Source organism: Paenibacillus ilasis, from assembly GCF_043195395.1.
Taxonomy (GTDB): domain Bacteria; phylum Bacillota; class Bacilli; order Paenibacillales; family Paenibacillaceae; genus Paenibacillus_AQ; species Paenibacillus_AQ lautus.
Window position 1 is genome coordinate 583,821 of sequence record NZ_JBHDJG010000001.1, and the last position, 15,699, is coordinate 599,519.

Consider the following 15,699-nt stretch of genomic DNA (forward strand, 5'->3'; position numbering starts at 1 on the left):
ATGATCACGCGGCAGAAAGAGGAGAGACCATGAGGCAGTATCGCAATCGTTTGACTCTAATTATGCTTACTTTAATTGGGTTATCTATGCTCGCGGCAGGACTGGCTATGGTGACGGTATTCAAGCAGTCCCATATTCAGCTGCTGGAGGACAATATGGTCCGGGAGATACGGCTTCTGCAGACCATGATGGAGTTTCCGGATACGGACAGCGCGGATGCTCTTTCGTATTATACCAACAGATCCGTGCAGCTTGAGGAACTGTCCGATGCGAGAGTGACGTTTATATTGAAGGATGGTAAGGTGATCGGGGATTCGGAGAGTGATCCGTTAACCATGGATAACCACGCTAATCGTGAGGAGATGCTTGAAGCCGTAAAAGAAGGCCGCGGGAGTACCATTCGTCGGAGCGATACGCTGGAGCAGGACATGCTGTATGTCGCTCTTCCGGTCAAGGCCGGAGAGAATTTCGACGGATTCGTCAGATTGTCCGTCAGTCTCAAGGAAGTGGACCAGGGAGTCAAGCAAGGTTGGACTGTGATGGGGATCGGCCTGCTGGTGCTGTTCTTGATTGCAGCCTTGGTGAGTTATCGCGTTGCCAAGGGCTTGACATCGCCGCTGGAGAAGATCACGCGCGTAGCCAGACGGATATCGCGCCTAGAATATGATGCGAGGGTGAAGATTCACCGTAAAGACGAGATCGGTCAATTGGCGCAAGCCATTAACGGAATGGCCGACAGCCTCCAGACCCAGCTGCGGACGATACGGGATAATGAAGATTTGCTGCAAAGCGTTTTAAACAATATGACAGGCGGTATTGTCATGGTGAGCGGGGCAGGCCAGATCATTCTTGTGAACCGTGCTGCCGAGAAAATGCTCGGCATTAATGCCGAAGTGATAACAGGCAAATCGTACCGTGAGCTCAAGCAGCATTATGAATTGACCAAACTGATGGAGGAAGGCCTGGAGAGCAAGGAAGGCTTCCATGAGGAGCGCAACATTTATTATCCGGTGGAATCGATCATCCGCCTGGATGGGGTTGCGATGATGCAAGAGGAAGAGCAGGAGTCTTATCGAGGCATGCTGTTCCTGCTGCAGGATGTAAGTGATATCCGCAGACTTGAACGCATGCGGAGCGAATTCGTAGCCAACGTATCTCACGAGCTGAAGACTCCGCTTGCCGCGGTTAAAGGGTTTGCCGAAACGCTGCTTGGCGGCGGGGTTACTGATGAGAAGACATCGCGCTCCTTCCTCCAGATTATCTATGACGAGTCCGAACGGCTGAACCGGCTGATCGGTGACATTCTGGAGCTGTCCAAGATCGAATCCAAGCGGATTCAGATGGATTACTCGCCGATCCATCTGTCGGCGTTCTTTGATACGATATCCGAAATGATGCGCACGGTCGCGGAGAAGAAGCGGATCAGCCTGGAGCTCGACATTCCGGAAGAGCTGTTTATGGAGGGGGACGAGGACAAGCTCCGCCAGATTTTTATGAATCTGCTCTCGAATGCGATCAGTTACACGCAAGAAGGCGGACGAGTAAAATTAACGGCTCGTGAAAAGCATAGTAATGGGAATGCCGAGGATATTGTGGAATTCATTGTTAAGGATTCCGGGATTGGCATTCCGAAGAAAGACCTTCCCCGTATATTTGAACGATTCTATCGGGTGGATAAAGCGCGTTCGCGCGGATCAGGCGGAACGGGGCTTGGACTATCGATCGTGAAGCATCTGGTGGATCTTCATCACGGAACCATCAAGGTGGAGAGCGAGCTGGGAATCGGCAGCTCCTTCATCATTGAGCTCCCGGTATTGCAGGAAACGGCCGATACAGGAAGTTAACACTCCGTTAACATTCTGTTGATATACTTGCATGAGCAGTCCAATTATCAAGATAAGGGCGGGGGTAACATTGACGCAACGCATGCTTGTTATTGAAGATGAGCCGACACTTTCGCGGCTGTTGTCCTACAATCTGACACAGGAAGGCTTTCAAGTCGAGGTAGAGGAACACGGTACCGCAGGTTACGAGAAAGCGTCGCATCATGAATATGATCTGATTCTGCTGGATGTCATGCTGCCTGGCATGAACGGCTTTCAGATTTTGGAGAAGCTTCGCAGCAACGGAATTACCACGCCGATCATCATTCTGACCGCGAAGAACGCCGAGGAGGAAGTTGTTCAAGGCCTGAAGATGGGGGCGGATGACTATATTACCAAGCCATTTGGCGTATCTGAGCTGCTGGCCCGTGTATCGGCCGTCATGCGCCGGGTGTCCGGTCACGCCGATGAAGTAAAGACGACAGACCATCAAGGAAATGTCATTTCACTTGGACAGCTGGAAATCTATCCTGAGAAATACGAGGTCCGGCTTGGCGGTCAGAGCATTAATCTCCGGCCGAAAGAATTTGAGGTGCTGCTCTACCTGGCCAAAAAACCGGGCGTAGTGTTAACGAGGGATGATCTGATGAACGTGGTCTGGGGCTTCGATTATATCGGCGGTCAGCGAACCGTGGACGTTCATGTGAGTTCCCTGCGCAAGAAGCTTGAGCTCGATCCTGAATCTGTACACATTGACTCCATTCGCGGGGTTGGTTATAAACTCGTAGTGAATCCGAAAAAAGGCTCCCATCATTCCGTTTGAAATGATGAGGGGTCTTTTTTTTTGGGTCTTTGGTCAGATTCTGACCTGTCTAATGTCTCATATCCCGGCCATGATCCTTCCGTAGTTTACACTCCCTTAATCATTCGAGTATATTCCCATAATACTTGTCCGGTAAGATGCGTCTAAAGGACCAGATGAAGAAGGGGTGAAGGCGCATGACACTGCTTCAAACCAAACCGAATCAGACAGAGAGAATGAAGATGGAGGTAGAGCGGGAACTTGATGGACAAGTAACAAGCGAGCCTGAAGCAGGCGCATTATATCGGCATTACATAAGAAGGGTCCCTGTTATAAGAAAATCTGAATCCTGCCTCGATGTGCTGAATGTGTTTGCGAAGGACCACCGTATTCCGTGCGTTATTTATTGCGATGAGGCAGATACACCGGCAGGACTGATCATGCGGGATGTCTTTTACCAGCGAATGATGGGCAGGTTTGCCGTTGACCTGTATTACTCCAAGCCCGCCTTTCAGTTTGCGGACCATCAACCGATGCGTGTCGATATTTTCGAGAAGGTCGGAACGCTGCTGGAATGGTCCCTGCAGCGCCCGGATTCAAAATTTTACGATTGTGTCCTGATCACGGAGGCTGATCGGCTGCTGGGCGTGATTACCGTCCGGGATCTGATGAGTCTGTCCAGCGGGCTTCAAGCGGAAGCGGAAGAGAAGCGGGAACTGATCCTGCAGGAAAGCTACCGGCATACTCGGAACATTCAATCCTCGTTAACAGAAGTCCGAACGGCAGCAGCGAGAACAAACTCGGAATGTATACGCATGAGGGAGTGGTCACAAACCGGGAAGGAGAAATTGGATCTTGTCCGAACCTCGTACCTTGGCCTTGTGGAGGATATGACGAAGCGTGAAGGCCAGGCCTCCGAGCTCGCTGCCGATGCCAGCCGTATATTTTCCATCACCGGCATGATTACCGAGCTTGCAAACCAAAGCAGTCTGCTGGCCATGAATGCCTCGATTGAAGCCGCACATGCCGGCGAGCATGGGCGGGGATTTCAAGTGGTTGCGGCAGAGGTACAATCGCTGGCAAAACAAACGCGCAAGCTGTCAGGGGACATATCGCAGCTGCTCGAGCACATCCAGCGCCTGGCAGCAGATACAGCCAAGGGGGCAGTTTCATCGCTTAGGGAAATCCAATCCTGCGAGGGGTATGTAACGGAAGGTGCCCAGATGTTTAATGAGATGGACAACGCCGTTCAAGAGGTTCAGAAGTCCGGTAATCACGTTTATCAACTGGCCGAGGAAACCGTGAAACGTGTGGAGCGGGTCAAGGATGAGCTTGCCGGAATGAACACCGGTGAAAATTCGATCATGGAAGAAAGTTCGAATCTATAACTCTACTTTTATTAAATATTTTACACTGCGTTTACATTTCTCAGAAACTGCTATTACATTCCGGGATTAATATCAATATTGTAAGTAGGAAGTAGAGACAACAACCATTTTGAAGGAGTGGATTCGTTTGTTTAAAAGAAGGGGTCGTAAACCAGCAGGTATTCTCGTATTGGTGTTAATGCTGAGCACGCTTTTGGCGGCATGCGGAGGAGGAACAACTTCCGGCGGTGCTTCCGGAGAAACTACAGACAACGGTTCAGCACAGCAAAACGAAGGAAGTACTGCAACAGCTTTGTCAGGAACGATTGAAATTGACGGTTCCAGCACACTGCACCCGTTAACCGAAGCGATTGCTGAAGAGTTCGGCGCAGCTAACCCGGATGTCCGCATTCCGATTGGAACAGGCGGAACAGGTGGCGGATTCAAACGCTTCAATAATGGAGAGATTCCAATTTCCAATGCATCCCGTCCAATTAAAGACAGTGAAGCTGAAGAAGCAAAATCCAAAGGCATTACCTATCATGAGGTCCTGGTAGCTTATGACGGATTGTCCGTTGTTGTTAACCCGGACAATGATTTCGTAGATAAATTGAGCGTAGATGAGCTTAAGAAAATTTATGAGCCGAACAGCACTGTAAAAACATGGGCTGACGTTCGTGAAGGATGGCCGGCAGAGGAAATCAAAATTTACTCGCCAGGTACAGACCACGGAACATTCGATTACTTCACAGAAGCGATCAACGGTGAAGCGCAAGCAAGCAGAAACGATAGCCAAATTACGTTCAGTGCCGATACAAACGCAGTTGTACAAGGGGTTGCCGGCGACAAGAACTCCATCGGATACTTCGGATTCTCGTTCTATGAAGAGAACCAAGACAAATTGAAGCTGGTTCCGATCGATAACGGTACGGCTACTGTAGCTCCAAGCATGGAAACGATCAAGGATAACAGTTATGCTCCATTGTCCCGTCCACTGCTGCTCTATGTTAACGATAAAGAGCTTGAGCGTCCAGAAGTGAATGCGTTCATGAACTTCTACCTTGATAATGCCGCTAGTCTTGCTGGCGAAGTTGGTTTCGTACCGCTTCAAGATGAACAGTACAAAGAAGAAAAAGACAAGTTGGCAAAATAATTTAAAGACTACATGCCCGAAGGGAACCCTTCGGGCAACCGATAGAAAGGGAAGAGGAGAATGAACAAAACTTCACCCGTGGCGGTAAACACAAAAAGCATGATATTCCGTCGAAGCAAAACGCGCACCTCAGACAAAATCATTCCAATCCTGCTCGGCTTGTGTGCCATGCTTTCGGTGTTTACTACCATCGGTATTGTATATACGCTTCTACAGGAATCCGTGATCTTCTTCAAGGAAGTACCGGTATGGTCCTTTCTGACAGGAACGACATGGAGTCCGATTCTCCCTCCAAAAGAATTCGGCGTGCTGCCCCTGCTGGGCGGCACATTGCTGATTACAGGCATTGCGATCTTATTCGCAGTGCCTATCGGCTTGGCATGCGCTATTTATCTTAATGAATACGCTCCTGCCCGGGTTCGGGGGGTTGTAAAGCCAGTGCTCGAGGTATTGGCTGGTGTACCAACGATTGTTTATGGATATTTTGCGCTTGAAACGGTAACGCCATTCCTTCAAAAGATTTTTCCCGATATGGGTATATTCAATGCGCTAAGTGCGGGTATTGTGGTAGGGATCATGGTCCTGCCTATGATTTCGTCTCTAAGTGAAGATGCGATGCGCGCGGTACCTAAAAGCCTTCGTCACGGAGCATACGCGCTGGGTGCTACCCGATTTGAGGTTGCGCTGAAAATTGTGCTGCCTGCCGCTCTGTCGGGGGTCGTATCATCCTTCGTATTGGCATTCTCGCGCGCGATTGGCGAAACGATGATCGTAACGGTTGCGGCCGGCGCTACGCCGCAGCTGACGCTGAATCCGCTGGATAGCATTCAGACGATGACTTCTTATATCGTTCAGGTAAGTATGGGTGATGTTCCGCGCGGAACGATTGAATACGGCACGATTTTTGCGGTAGGTCTGACCTTGTTTGTCATCACCTTCTTGCTTAATATATTGGCGCAGTGGGTCGCTCGCCGCTTCAGGGAGGAATACTAGATGGAACAATTGAATCTGGGAGATAGCAAAGGAATCAACCGGAGACGCCGTAGTGACCAGACGCTGCACATGATATTCCTGGCTTGTACCAGTATCGGTATTCTTGCCTTGATGGCTTTGATTGTCACGATCGTGATGGATGGTGTTCACAGACTCTCACCTGATCTGTTCACCAACTTTCCGTCACGTATCGCGGATAAAGCAGGACTGAAATCGCCGATTGTCGGCACGGTTTATCTGCTTCTGCTCATGGCCCCGCTGTCCTTCGTATTAGGCGTGGGCGCAGCGATCTTTCTCGAAGAGTATGCAGGACGCAGCCGCTGGGTTCGGCTGATTCAGCTGAATATCAGTACGCTTGCAGGGGTTCCTTCTATTATATACGGTATCCTGGGACTGGCGATTTTTGTACGCGGCATGAATCTTGGCCGCAGCCTGCTCTCCGGGGTATTAACGATGACGCTGCTGGTGCTGCCGATTATTATCGTTGCCGCTCAGGAGGCGCTTCGCGCCGTGCCTAAGAACCGGCGCGATGCTTCTTATGCGCTGGGCGCAACGAAATGGCAAACGGTATCCAGCGCCGTGCTCCCGTCAGCGATTCCAGGAATTATGACCGGGGTTATCCTGGCTTTGTCTCGTGCGATCGGCGAAACCGCACCGCTGATCATGATTGGTGCCTTAACGTACGTGGCCTTCTTGCCGGAAAATCTGCTTGATTCGTTTACTGTCATGCCGATCCAGATCTTTAACTGGGTATCAAGACCAAGTGAGGCTTTCCACGAACTGGCGGCTTCGGGTATTATTCTGTTGCTCATCATGCTGTTCATCATGAACATTGCAGCCGTATGGATCCGGAACAAGTATTCGAAGAACATCTAAGATACGCATAAGCAGATCTAATCGTGAAAAAGGAGACATGAATAAGATATGGAATCCATCATACAGATTAAGAAATTAAACCTTTACTACGACACGTACCATGCGCTTAAAAACGTGGATCTTGACATTCCGGAGAAAACGGTGACGGCGTTCATCGGACCGTCGGGCTGTGGTAAGTCAACGCTGCTGCGTACGCTGAATCGGATGAACGACATGATTCCTTCCACACGGATTGAAGGCAGCGTGCAAATCGGCGGGACCGAAATCTACAGCGAGGAAGTCCACGTTGAAGCCCTGCGCAAGCAGGTAGGGATGGTATTCCAGCAGCCGAACCCGTTTCCTAAATCGATCTATGACAACATCGCCTACGGGCCTCGTCTCCACGGGATCCGCAGTAAAGCGGAGCTTGATCAAATCGTGGAACAAAGCTTGAAACAAGCCGTGCTGTGGGATGAAGTCAAAGATTATCTTAAGCGGTCCGCGCTGAGCTTGTCCGGCGGCCAACAGCAGCGTCTGTGCATTGCCCGGGCACTTGCCGTACAGCCGGATATCCTGCTGATGGACGAAGCCACGTCCGCGCTGGACCCGATCTCGACGCTGAAGATCGAAGAGCTGGTGCAAGAGCTGAAGAGCAAATATACCATCGTTATGGTAACGCACAACATGCATCAAGCTGCACGCGTATCCGGGCAGACGGTGTTTTTCCTGAATGGCGAAGTGGTTGAATCCGCAAACACCGATACGCTGTTCTCGACACCGTCGGATGCACGTACCGAGGATTATATCTCGGGCCGTTTCGGTTAAGCCATTATCACGACTATGATCTTTCTTAAAAGTAGATAGGAGGAGCATCACATATGATCCGGAGAATTGAGTTTGATCAGCAGCTTGATGAGCTGAAAACCTTGCTGCAGGATATGGGCAAGCATATGGAGGAGGCACTGGCAAGCAGCGTAGAGTCTCTCCAGACCTTGGATGCGGAGAAAGCGCAGGCGGTTATCAAGAATGATGTGCAGTTAAACACAATGGAAGAGCAGATCATGGACATCGGCTCCCGCTTGATCGTGACCCAGCAGCCTGTGGCGAAGGATTTGCGCCGGATTTTGGTTGCTTTCCGAATCGCCAGCGATTTGGAGCGTATGGGAGACTTGGCTCGGGATGTCGCTAAAGTTACGATCCGTCTGCAAGGCCAGAAACTGATCAAGCCTTTGGTGGATCTTCCGCGGATGTCGGATTTGGTGCGTGCGATGGTTTCGGAATCCATCGAGTCCTATCTGACGGAAAATACGGATCTGGCTTATAAAATGGCCCAGGATGACGATCAGGTCGATCATTTGTACAGCGTCATTCTGCAGGATCTGTATGCGCATCTAACCTCCGATCCGGATTCGGCCAATCAGGCGATGCTGCTGATCATGGTGGGCCGTTACATTGAACGGATCGCCGACCATGCGACGAACATTGGAGAGAGCACCGTGTACCTTGTAACGGGTCACCGTCCCGACCTCAATCAATAGCATAATGAATTAGTCAAACGCTGGCGAAAGCTGGCGTTTTTTTGCGAGAATTTAGAAAATTCCAGCGAAGCGGAAGCAATTCTTTAATCGCATTTATATATTGGGGGCCCCGCAAAGTATTTGGAATAAGCATCGAAGCACAGGCTCCACTTTGTGGGGTTATTTTGCGTATGATTAGGAAATCATCGTGAATCGAACGGATTGTTCGGAATTGACGGTAACCTATGTTATCATGTGGAAAGGAAGTTATATTGGTGCGAGGTGTTCTATGGACAAGCTGATTTTAATTGATGGAAATAATATCATTTACCGGGCATTCTTCGCGATGCCGCCGCTGACTAATGCCAGCGGACAGCAGACGAATGCGGTTTACGGCTTTACAACCATGCTGCTTCGCCTGATTGAGGAGCATAAGCCGACCCATATGATGGTCGCATTCGATGCAGGCAAAGAAACCTTCCGGCATGCGGATTTTCAGGATTACAAGGGTGGTCGCCAGAAGACACCTCCCGAGCTCTCCGGACAATTCCCTTTGCTGAAGGAGCTGCTGAAAGGCCTAGGCGTATCCCAGTTTGAAATCGGCGGTTATGAGGCCGATGACATTATCGGCACCATTACTCGTCAGGCTGACGAAGCCGGCCGGAAGGTGATGGTCGTATCCGGGGATAAGGATATGCTGCAGCTGGCTTCGGAGCATACTACGATCGCGATGGTCCGCAAGGGCGTTACCGATATCGAGTATTACGGACCGGAACAGATTAAGGAGCGATATAACCTGACGCCTGATCAGATTATCGACCTTAAGGGACTAATGGGCGATGCTTCCGATAACATTCCTGGCGTTCCTGGAGTGGGTGAGAAGACTGCCCTGAAGCTGCTTCATGAATTTGGGTCCGTTGAAGCCGTGGTGTCACGCACAGATGAACTGAAGGGCAAGATGAAAGAGAAAATCGAAGAGCATGCCGATTCCGCCATACTCAGCAAGAAGCTGGCTACGATCTTCCGCGAAGTACCGCTGGAGCAGTCGCTGGATGAAATGGCATTTACAGGCCTGAATGAAGAGACGGCAGGACCTGCACTGGCGAAGCTGGAGTTTAAATCGCTAATTGAACGGTTAAACCTGAGCACAAGCGGAATGGGCGGAGATGCGGCTGAATCGAAGCCCGAAGCGAAGATTGACGTGACCCTTGTGGACACAAAGGGGCTTAAGGAGGTTGCCGATAATCTGACCCAGGTGACCGTACTCCATGTAGAGACGCATGGGGACAACCCTCATCATGCCGAGGTGATCGGACTCGCGCTCGCTACAGAGGAACGACAGTACTTCATTCCGTTTGAGGTTCTGAAGTCGGAAGAGGCAGAGCCTGTCCGTACTTGGCTTGCCGACAGTGAGATCCCTAAACGCGGTTATGATCTGCACCGCATTGATCTGGCCCTCCATTGGCAGGGCATCGCTTTTGCCGGCGCGGCATTCGACGTTCATCTGGCTGCATACCTGCTGGACCCGACCGAATCCAATCAAAGCCTTAGCGGCCTGGCCTCCAAATACGGGCTTGCGTATCTTCAAGCCGATGAGGACGTGTTCGGTAAAGGAGCAAAGTACAAGGTTCCCGATATGGAGAAGCTCAGCGAGCACATGGCCAGAAAATGTTTGGCCGTATCCGAATTGGTACCTGTTCAGGAGAAGGAACTGGCTTCCAATGAAATGCTGCCGCTGTTCCATGAGCTGGAGATGCCGCTGTCCCGAATTCTGGCCGATATGGAGAAGCAGGGCATTGCCGTTAATGCGGAGGCTTTGAAGGAGCTGGGTCGCGAGTTTGAAGAACAGATCGAGAAGCTCGTACATGAGATTTATGAGATTGCCGGGACGGAATTCAATCTCAATTCGCCTAAACAGCTGGGCGAAATTCTGTTTGTGAAGCTGGAGCTTCCGGTCATCAAGAAGACCAAAACTGGTTATTCTACCGATGCCGAGGTGCTGGAGAAGCTTGCGCCTTATCACGATATTGTCCGCTTGATTCTGAAGTATCGTACCTTGGCCAAGCTGCAATCCACCTATGTGGAAGGTCTTCTGAAGGAGATTTCATCACAGACTGGTAAAGTGCACACGTACTATCGCCAGACGATTGCCGCAACGGGGCGTCTGAGCAGCCAATACCCGAATTTGCAGAACATTCCGATCCGTCTGGAGGAGGGCCGCAAGCTGCGCAAGGTCTTCGTTCCGTCCGAGCCGGGCTGGAGCATTTTGGCGGCGGACTACTCCCAGATTGAGCTGCGCGTGCTTGCGCATATCTCGGATGATGAGCGGCTGAAGGAAGCCTTCGTCCACGATATGGACATCCACACCAAGACCGCGATGGACGTGTTTGGAGTCGGCGTGGATGAGGTGGATTCCAATATGCGCCGATCCGCGAAGGCGGTTAACTTCGGCATTGTGTATGGAATCAGCGACTATGGCTTGTCCCAGAACCTGAATATTACCCGGAAGGAAGCCGCGGCGTTCATCGACCAGTATTTCGAGGTATTCCAGGGTGTGCGGCGTTATATGGACGTGATCGTCAAGCAGGCGAAGCAAGACGGCTATGTGAAAACATTGCTTGAACGCAGACGCTATCTGCCAGAGATTAACGCCAGCAACTTTAACCTGCGGTCTTTTGCCGAGCGGACGGCGATGAATACGCCGATTCAGGGAACCGCTGCGGACATTATCAAGCTGGCCATGGTCCATATGGACAAGGCGCTGCATGATCGTCAATTGAAGAGCCGCATGCTGCTTCAGGTGCATGATGAATTGGTGTTCGAGGTGCCGGAGGATGAGCTGGAGATCATGAAGGAATTGGTGCCGGACGTGATGAGTCAGGCACTGAAGCTGTCGGTACCGCTGAAATCGGAAGTCAGCTATGGCGAGAACTGGTACGAAGCGAAGTAAAGCTGCACACGGTGCCAGCCGATAGAGGATTGTTTATAGGGATCATGGCGTGAAGAGGGGGGCCATATGCACCATACCTTTCCACAAAACCATGGTCCCGCTCTGTCCCAACTTCCGGTATAATGGGAGATGAGGTGAAGTCATTATGCCGGAATTGCCGGAAGTAGAAACCGTGAAACGAACACTTAACCAATTGATTAAAGGTAAGCATATAGATCATGTATCCGTACATCTGCCGCGGATTATTCAGCGTCCTGACGATATTGAGGCCTTTGCGTTTATGTTGAAGGATCATACCGTGGAAGGCGTAGAGCGCCGCGGGAAATTTTTGCGGATATTGCTGGACGGACTGGTGATCGTGTCCCATCTTCGGATGGAAGGGCGTTACGGGCTGTACCCTGCCGAGGAGCCGGTGGAGAAGCACACCCATGTCATATTCCATTTCTCGGACGGCACGGAGCTGCGCTATAAGGACGTACGCCAATTCGGAACGATGCATCTCTTTGCAACAGGGGAAGAGTTCCAGCATGCTCCGCTTGCCAAGCTGGGGTATGAGCCGCTGGATGATACGTTTACATTCGGAACCTTCAAGGAAGTCATCGGCAGCAAGAAAACGAAGATTAAGGCGGTGCTGCTGAATCAGGCATATGTGGTCGGCATCGGCAATATATATGTCGATGAGGCATTGTTTCGAGCCAGGATTCATCCGGAGCGTAATGCTAACAGCCTGAAGGATGCCGAGCTCAAGCGACTGTATCATGCGATTGTGGATACACTGTCCGAAGCCGTAGACGCGGGTGGATCTTCCATAAAGTCCTATGTCAATGGACAGGGTGAAATGGGGATGTTCCAGCATAGTCATCAGATTTACGGACGGAAGGACAAGCCGTGTCATACATGCGGCGGACCGATTCATAAGATCGTGGTTGGCGGACGGGGGACCCATTTCTGCCCGAAGTGTCAGCCGGTAAAGAAGTAATCCAATAGGCGTGCACCCATTCCTTTCCCTACACATATAATGTGGAACATATGTGGAGCGCATGGAGCTGCTCTTCTTCATGAATGAGCCGCTTGATGTGGAGCTTACGAGGAGGGAAAAGGGTGCTCAGTCATATTTTCTCGTCTGCGCTGCTGGCCATGGCGTTAAGCCTGGACGGATTTGGCGCGGGGGTTACATACGGTCTGCGCAAAACAAGGATACCGCTGCTGTCTGTATTGATCATCTCGCTATGTTCCGGCTTGGTGCTCGGCGCCTCCATGCAGGCAGGCGCGCTGTTGCAGCGGTTCTTATCCCCATCTGTGGCGTCCGTGATCGGAGCCGCCATTTTGATTCTGCTGGGCTTATGGTCTCTATATCAGCAAGTTCGCAGAAAAAACGAGTCTGATGTGCAGCCGGTTTCTAATAGGGATATTTCCCAGTCCCTTATGGAAACGAAGGCGGCTGACTATCAAGTGAAATCACGACGTGAGGTTAACACGGCAGGTCAAGAGCATGTTCAGCGGGCGGTATTCTCTCTTGAGATTCCAAAGATCGGCATTGTCATTCAAATTCTCCGCAGTCCATCAAAAGCGGATCTGGACGACTCCGGCAGCATCTCCCCGTGGGAGGCGATGTGGCTCGGGATCGCGTTATCGCTCGATGCGTTCGGAGCAGGACTTGGCGCTGCCATGCTGGGCTTCTCACCGCTAGGTACGGCAGCTATCGTTTCCTTGTTTAGCGGGATATTCCTGGTGCTGGGCATGAGGGTTGGTTTACGCTTTGCATCCAAGGGCGGCATGCGTTTTATCTCTTATTTGCCTGCTTTTTTGTTAATCGTCATGGGTATAATGAAGCTGTTATGAGGTGAAGTCATGAATATCGGTTTAACCGGAGGAATTGCAACAGGCAAGAGCACCGTGTCCTCTATGTTGACCAAGAAGGGAGCACTTCTCGTCGATGCGGATCTTATCGCCCGGGAAGTCATGCTCCCGGGTCATCCGGTGCTGGGTAAAGTGACCGAACATTTTGGACAAGCGATCCTGTTTGAGGACGGTACGTTGAATCGAAAAAAACTCGGGGAAATGATCTTCCATCATCCCGAGCAGAGAACGGTGTTGAATGAGATCACGCACCCGGCGATCCGGCAGGAAATCCGGGAACGGACGGAAGCATATGAGCGGCAGTATCCCGACCGGCTCGTGGTAGCGGATATTCCGCTGCTCCTTGAGGCTAGGGAGCAGTATTCTTATCTTGACCAGATTGCTGTCGTTTATGTGCCGCGAGAGCTGCAGCTTGAGCGCCTGATGGTGCGCGATGATCTTAACCGGGAAGCGGCAGAAGCGCGTTTAAACAGTCAGATGGATATCGAGGAGAAGAAGCGTCTGGCGGATATCCTCATCGATAACAGCGGAACATTGGCCGAAACACAGCAGCAGGTGGACAACCTGTGGGGCAGGTTGGTTCGGTTATGAAGTGGCTCCGTAAAAAAAGAGTGCTGCTCCTGCTGTTTGTTTCTTTTGTAGCGCTGCTGTTTCTGAGCTCGAACTGGATGACCTTGCTGTATCCGATTCATTATAAGGATGAAATTCGGAAGCATGCCGCTTATTATGAGGTTGATCCATTCCTGGTGGCTTCCATCATACGAGTAGAAACGAACTTCAAGCCGGGCAAGGAGTCCAAGAAAGGCGCGCTGGGCATTATGCAGCTGATGCCGGATACGGCGAACTGGGCGATGGAAATGGCCAAGCTGCCGTCGGTGAACCTGCTGAGCGTGAAGAATGAAGTGGATGCGAATATCCAGCTCGGCACCTGGTATATTCAGAACCTGCACAAGGAAATGGACGGCAATCCGATTGCCGCCATCGCTGCCTATAATGCAGGCCCCGGGAACGTCAAGAATTGGATCAACAAGGGCATGTGGGATGGAACCTACGAGAATGTGAAGAGTATTCCCATCGGGGAAACCCGTCACTATGTACAGCGCGTGATTTATTATTATAATCAATATACGGATGTGTATAAGGACGGCTTTTAATGAAAAAAGAGCGCTGGACAGGCTCTTACATCGAGCCGTCCAACACTCCTTTTTTAAGGAAGAATCAATTATTGACCGGAGAATTGACCAGCCAATTGTTGCTCGGCCAGGGTTACAAGACGCTTTGTGATGTATCCCCCGATCGAACCGTTCTCGTAGGAAGTCATGTTACCTTGGTATCCGTCTTGTGGAATGGAGATACCAAGTTCTTGAGCTACCTCGTACTTCAATTGCTCAAGAGCAGCGTTTGCGCGAGGAACAACCAGGTTGTTGGAGTTGTTGTTGCTTTGTGCCATGTTAAGTTCACCTCCTTGGGTTGGTAAAAGTATTATGTCTCGGGTTTCGCATTTTCATAACATAAAAGAAAAAAGTTTTGCTGGTAAATTTTTCTTAAGCGCCATTAAGGCTAAAATACGCTGAAACGAAGGAAGTGAAATTGACTTTATGAAGTGTCCATATTGCAGTTATGCCGGGACGAAAGTGCTTGATTCCAGGCCTGCCAACGAGAATAAATCCATCCGCCGCCGCAGGGAATGCGAGCAGTGCAGCAAGAGATTCACAACCTTTGAGATGGTGGAGGAAACGCCGCTGATCGTCGTGAAGAAGGACGGAAGCCGCGAAGAATTCAGCCGGGAGAAGGTACTCCGCGGTTTGATACGTGCATGCGAGAAGCGTCCGGTATCGGTGGACCAGCTGGATATGATCGTATCGGATGTTGAGAAGGCACTGCGAAATACCGCAGCAGCAGAGGTGGAGAGCCGCCAGATCGGGGAGCTTCTGATGGAACGGTTATATCCGGTCGACGAAGTGGCTTACGTCCGGTTTGCATCCGTGTACCGGCAGTTCAAGGATATCAATATGTTTATGAAGGAACTGAAAAGCCTGCTGTCCAAGGATACGGACGGTCAGGAGCTGTAAGAGCGCCGGGGTTCCGCGTGATCCAGGTGCTCTTCCGGTGCTCCCATGGCGCCCATCCTCATCATCGATAAGTGACATGATATAGAGAAGTAAAAGGGATACAGCACGTCATCAAAAAATGTGAAAAACATGTTGACATGCCTGCTGATTTTTTATATGATATAGAAGTCGCTTACGGGGCCTTAGCTCAGCTGGGAGAGCGCATCGCTGGCAGCGATGAGGTCAGGGGTTCGATCCCCCTAGGCTCCATATGAAGAAAACCCTTGATGGTACATCAAGGGTTTTTTTGTTTTTTAATGACTTGTTA

General features: G+C 50.8%; 15 protein-coding genes and 1 tRNA gene. 15 read left to right on the top strand and 1 reads right to left on the bottom strand.

Annotated elements, in window-relative coordinates:
- Window positions 1-29 precede the first annotated feature (29 nt).
- The 13 genes from pnpS to ACETK5_RS03035 all read left to right on the top strand — a co-directional run bounded on the left by pnpS (window position 30) and on the right by ACETK5_RS03035 (window position 14,474).
- Window positions 30-1,844: a two-component system histidine kinase PnpS gene (gene pnpS / locus ACETK5_RS02975; RefSeq protein WP_394054280.1), complete on the top strand. Its 1,815-nt coding sequence runs from the start codon at window positions 30-32 to the stop codon at window positions 1,842-1,844.
- 70 nt (window positions 1,845-1,914) lie between these two features.
- The gene (locus tag ACETK5_RS02980; protein ID WP_100538791.1) at window positions 1,915-2,646 is read left to right on the top strand and encodes a response regulator transcription factor; all 732 of its coding nucleotides are present in this window, start codon (window positions 1,915-1,917) and stop codon (window positions 2,644-2,646) included.
- Between the two features lie 176 nt (window positions 2,647-2,822).
- Window positions 2,823-4,013 (top strand): methyl-accepting chemotaxis protein, encoded by a 1,191-nt coding sequence (locus ACETK5_RS02985; RefSeq protein ID WP_394054281.1) that lies wholly within the window; start codon window positions 2,823-2,825, stop codon window positions 4,011-4,013.
- A 127-nt stretch (window positions 4,014-4,140) separates the two neighbouring features.
- Window positions 4,141-5,145 (top strand): PstS family phosphate ABC transporter substrate-binding protein, encoded by a 1,005-nt coding sequence (locus tag ACETK5_RS02990; protein WP_100538789.1) that lies wholly within the window; start codon window positions 4,141-4,143, stop codon window positions 5,143-5,145.
- A gap of 99 nt (window positions 5,146-5,244) precedes the next feature.
- Window positions 5,245-6,138 carry a phosphate ABC transporter permease subunit PstC gene (gene pstC, locus ACETK5_RS02995; protein ID WP_394057314.1) on the top strand — a complete coding sequence of 298 codons (894 nt, stop codon included), beginning with the start codon at window positions 5,245-5,247 and terminating at the stop codon, window positions 6,136-6,138.
- Complete coding sequence (gene pstA, locus ACETK5_RS03000) at window positions 6,139-7,014, top strand: phosphate ABC transporter permease PstA (protein WP_100538787.1); 876 nt, start codon at window positions 6,139-6,141, stop codon at window positions 7,012-7,014.
- A 48-nt stretch (window positions 7,015-7,062) separates the two neighbouring features.
- Window positions 7,063-7,818: a phosphate ABC transporter ATP-binding protein PstB gene (gene pstB, locus ACETK5_RS03005; RefSeq protein ID WP_113057485.1), complete on the top strand. Its 756-nt coding sequence runs from the start codon at window positions 7,063-7,065 to the stop codon at window positions 7,816-7,818.
- A 53-nt stretch (window positions 7,819-7,871) separates the two neighbouring features.
- Complete coding sequence (phoU, locus tag ACETK5_RS03010) at window positions 7,872-8,531, top strand: phosphate signaling complex protein PhoU (RefSeq protein ID WP_100538785.1); 660 nt, start codon at window positions 7,872-7,874, stop codon at window positions 8,529-8,531.
- A gap of 268 nt (window positions 8,532-8,799) precedes the next feature.
- The gene (gene polA, locus ACETK5_RS03015) at window positions 8,800-11,460 is read left to right on the top strand and encodes a DNA polymerase I (RefSeq protein ID WP_394054282.1); all 2,661 of its coding nucleotides are present in this window, start codon (window positions 8,800-8,802) and stop codon (window positions 11,458-11,460) included.
- Between the two features lie 145 nt (window positions 11,461-11,605).
- The gene (mutM, locus tag ACETK5_RS03020) at window positions 11,606-12,439 is read left to right on the top strand and encodes a DNA-formamidopyrimidine glycosylase (RefSeq protein WP_326114491.1); all 834 of its coding nucleotides are present in this window, start codon (window positions 11,606-11,608) and stop codon (window positions 12,437-12,439) included.
- 122 nt (window positions 12,440-12,561) lie between these two features.
- Window positions 12,562-13,302: an MntP/YtaF family protein gene (locus tag ACETK5_RS03025; protein WP_100538782.1), complete on the top strand. Its 741-nt coding sequence runs from the start codon at window positions 12,562-12,564 to the stop codon at window positions 13,300-13,302.
- 9 nt (window positions 13,303-13,311) lie between these two features.
- The gene (gene coaE, locus ACETK5_RS03030; protein WP_100538781.1) at window positions 13,312-13,911 is read left to right on the top strand and encodes a dephospho-CoA kinase; all 600 of its coding nucleotides are present in this window, start codon (window positions 13,312-13,314) and stop codon (window positions 13,909-13,911) included.
- Window positions 13,908-14,474 carry a lytic transglycosylase domain-containing protein gene (locus ACETK5_RS03035; RefSeq protein WP_100539503.1) on the top strand — a complete coding sequence of 189 codons (567 nt, stop codon included), beginning with the start codon at window positions 13,908-13,910 and terminating at the stop codon, window positions 14,472-14,474. Before coaE ends, ACETK5_RS03035 begins: the two co-directional genes overlap by 4 nt.
- A gap of 68 nt (window positions 14,475-14,542) precedes the next feature.
- Here the strand turns inward: ACETK5_RS03035 and ACETK5_RS03040 are convergent, their stop codons facing one another.
- A complete protein-coding gene (locus ACETK5_RS03040) occupies window positions 14,543-14,770 on the bottom strand; it encodes an alpha/beta-type small acid-soluble spore protein (RefSeq protein ID WP_053492022.1) in 228 nt (75 codons plus the stop codon).
- 148 nt (window positions 14,771-14,918) lie between these two features.
- Here ACETK5_RS03040 and nrdR point away from each other — a divergent pair, with 148 nt between their 5' ends.
- Together nrdR and ACETK5_RS03050 are read left to right on the top strand one after the other, a co-directional pair.
- Complete coding sequence (gene nrdR / locus ACETK5_RS03045; protein WP_071218088.1) at window positions 14,919-15,392, top strand: transcriptional regulator NrdR; 474 nt, start codon at window positions 14,919-14,921, stop codon at window positions 15,390-15,392.
- Window positions 15,393-15,568: 176 nt separating this feature from the next.
- A tRNA-Ala gene (locus ACETK5_RS03050) sits at window positions 15,569-15,641 on the top strand.
- The last annotated feature ends 58 nt before the right edge of the window (window positions 15,642-15,699 follow it).

Bases quoted from the DNA above. Each gene is read 5' to 3' on its own strand.
- ACETK5_RS02985 (WP_394054281.1), top strand. From the start codon at position 2,823: ATGACACTGCTTCAAACCAAACCGAATCAGACAGAGAGAATGAAGATG.
- ACETK5_RS03035 (WP_100539503.1), top strand. From the start codon at position 13,908: ATGAAGTGGCTCCGTAAAAAAAGAGTGCTGCTCCTGCTGTTTGTTTCT.
- phoU (WP_100538785.1), top strand. From the start codon at position 7,872: ATGATCCGGAGAATTGAGTTTGATCAGCAGCTTGATGAGCTGAAAACC.
- coaE (WP_100538781.1), top strand. From the start codon at position 13,312: ATGAATATCGGTTTAACCGGAGGAATTGCAACAGGCAAGAGCACCGTG.
- nrdR (WP_071218088.1), top strand. From the start codon at position 14,919: ATGAAGTGTCCATATTGCAGTTATGCCGGGACGAAAGTGCTTGATTCC.
- pstA (WP_100538787.1), top strand. From the start codon at position 6,139: ATGGAACAATTGAATCTGGGAGATAGCAAAGGAATCAACCGGAGACGC.
- polA (WP_394054282.1), top strand. From the start codon at position 8,800: ATGGACAAGCTGATTTTAATTGATGGAAATAATATCATTTACCGGGCA.
- pnpS (WP_394054280.1), top strand. From the start codon at position 30: ATGAGGCAGTATCGCAATCGTTTGACTCTAATTATGCTTACTTTAATT.
- pstB (WP_113057485.1), top strand. From the start codon at position 7,063: ATGGAATCCATCATACAGATTAAGAAATTAAACCTTTACTACGACACG.
- ACETK5_RS03040 (WP_053492022.1), bottom strand. From the start codon at position 14,770: ATGGCACAAAGCAACAACAACTCCAACAACCTGGTTGTTCCTCGCGCA.
- mutM (WP_326114491.1), top strand. From the start codon at position 11,606: ATGCCGGAATTGCCGGAAGTAGAAACCGTGAAACGAACACTTAACCAA.
- pstC (WP_394057314.1), top strand. From the start codon at position 5,245: ATGATATTCCGTCGAAGCAAAACGCGCACCTCAGACAAAATCATTCCA.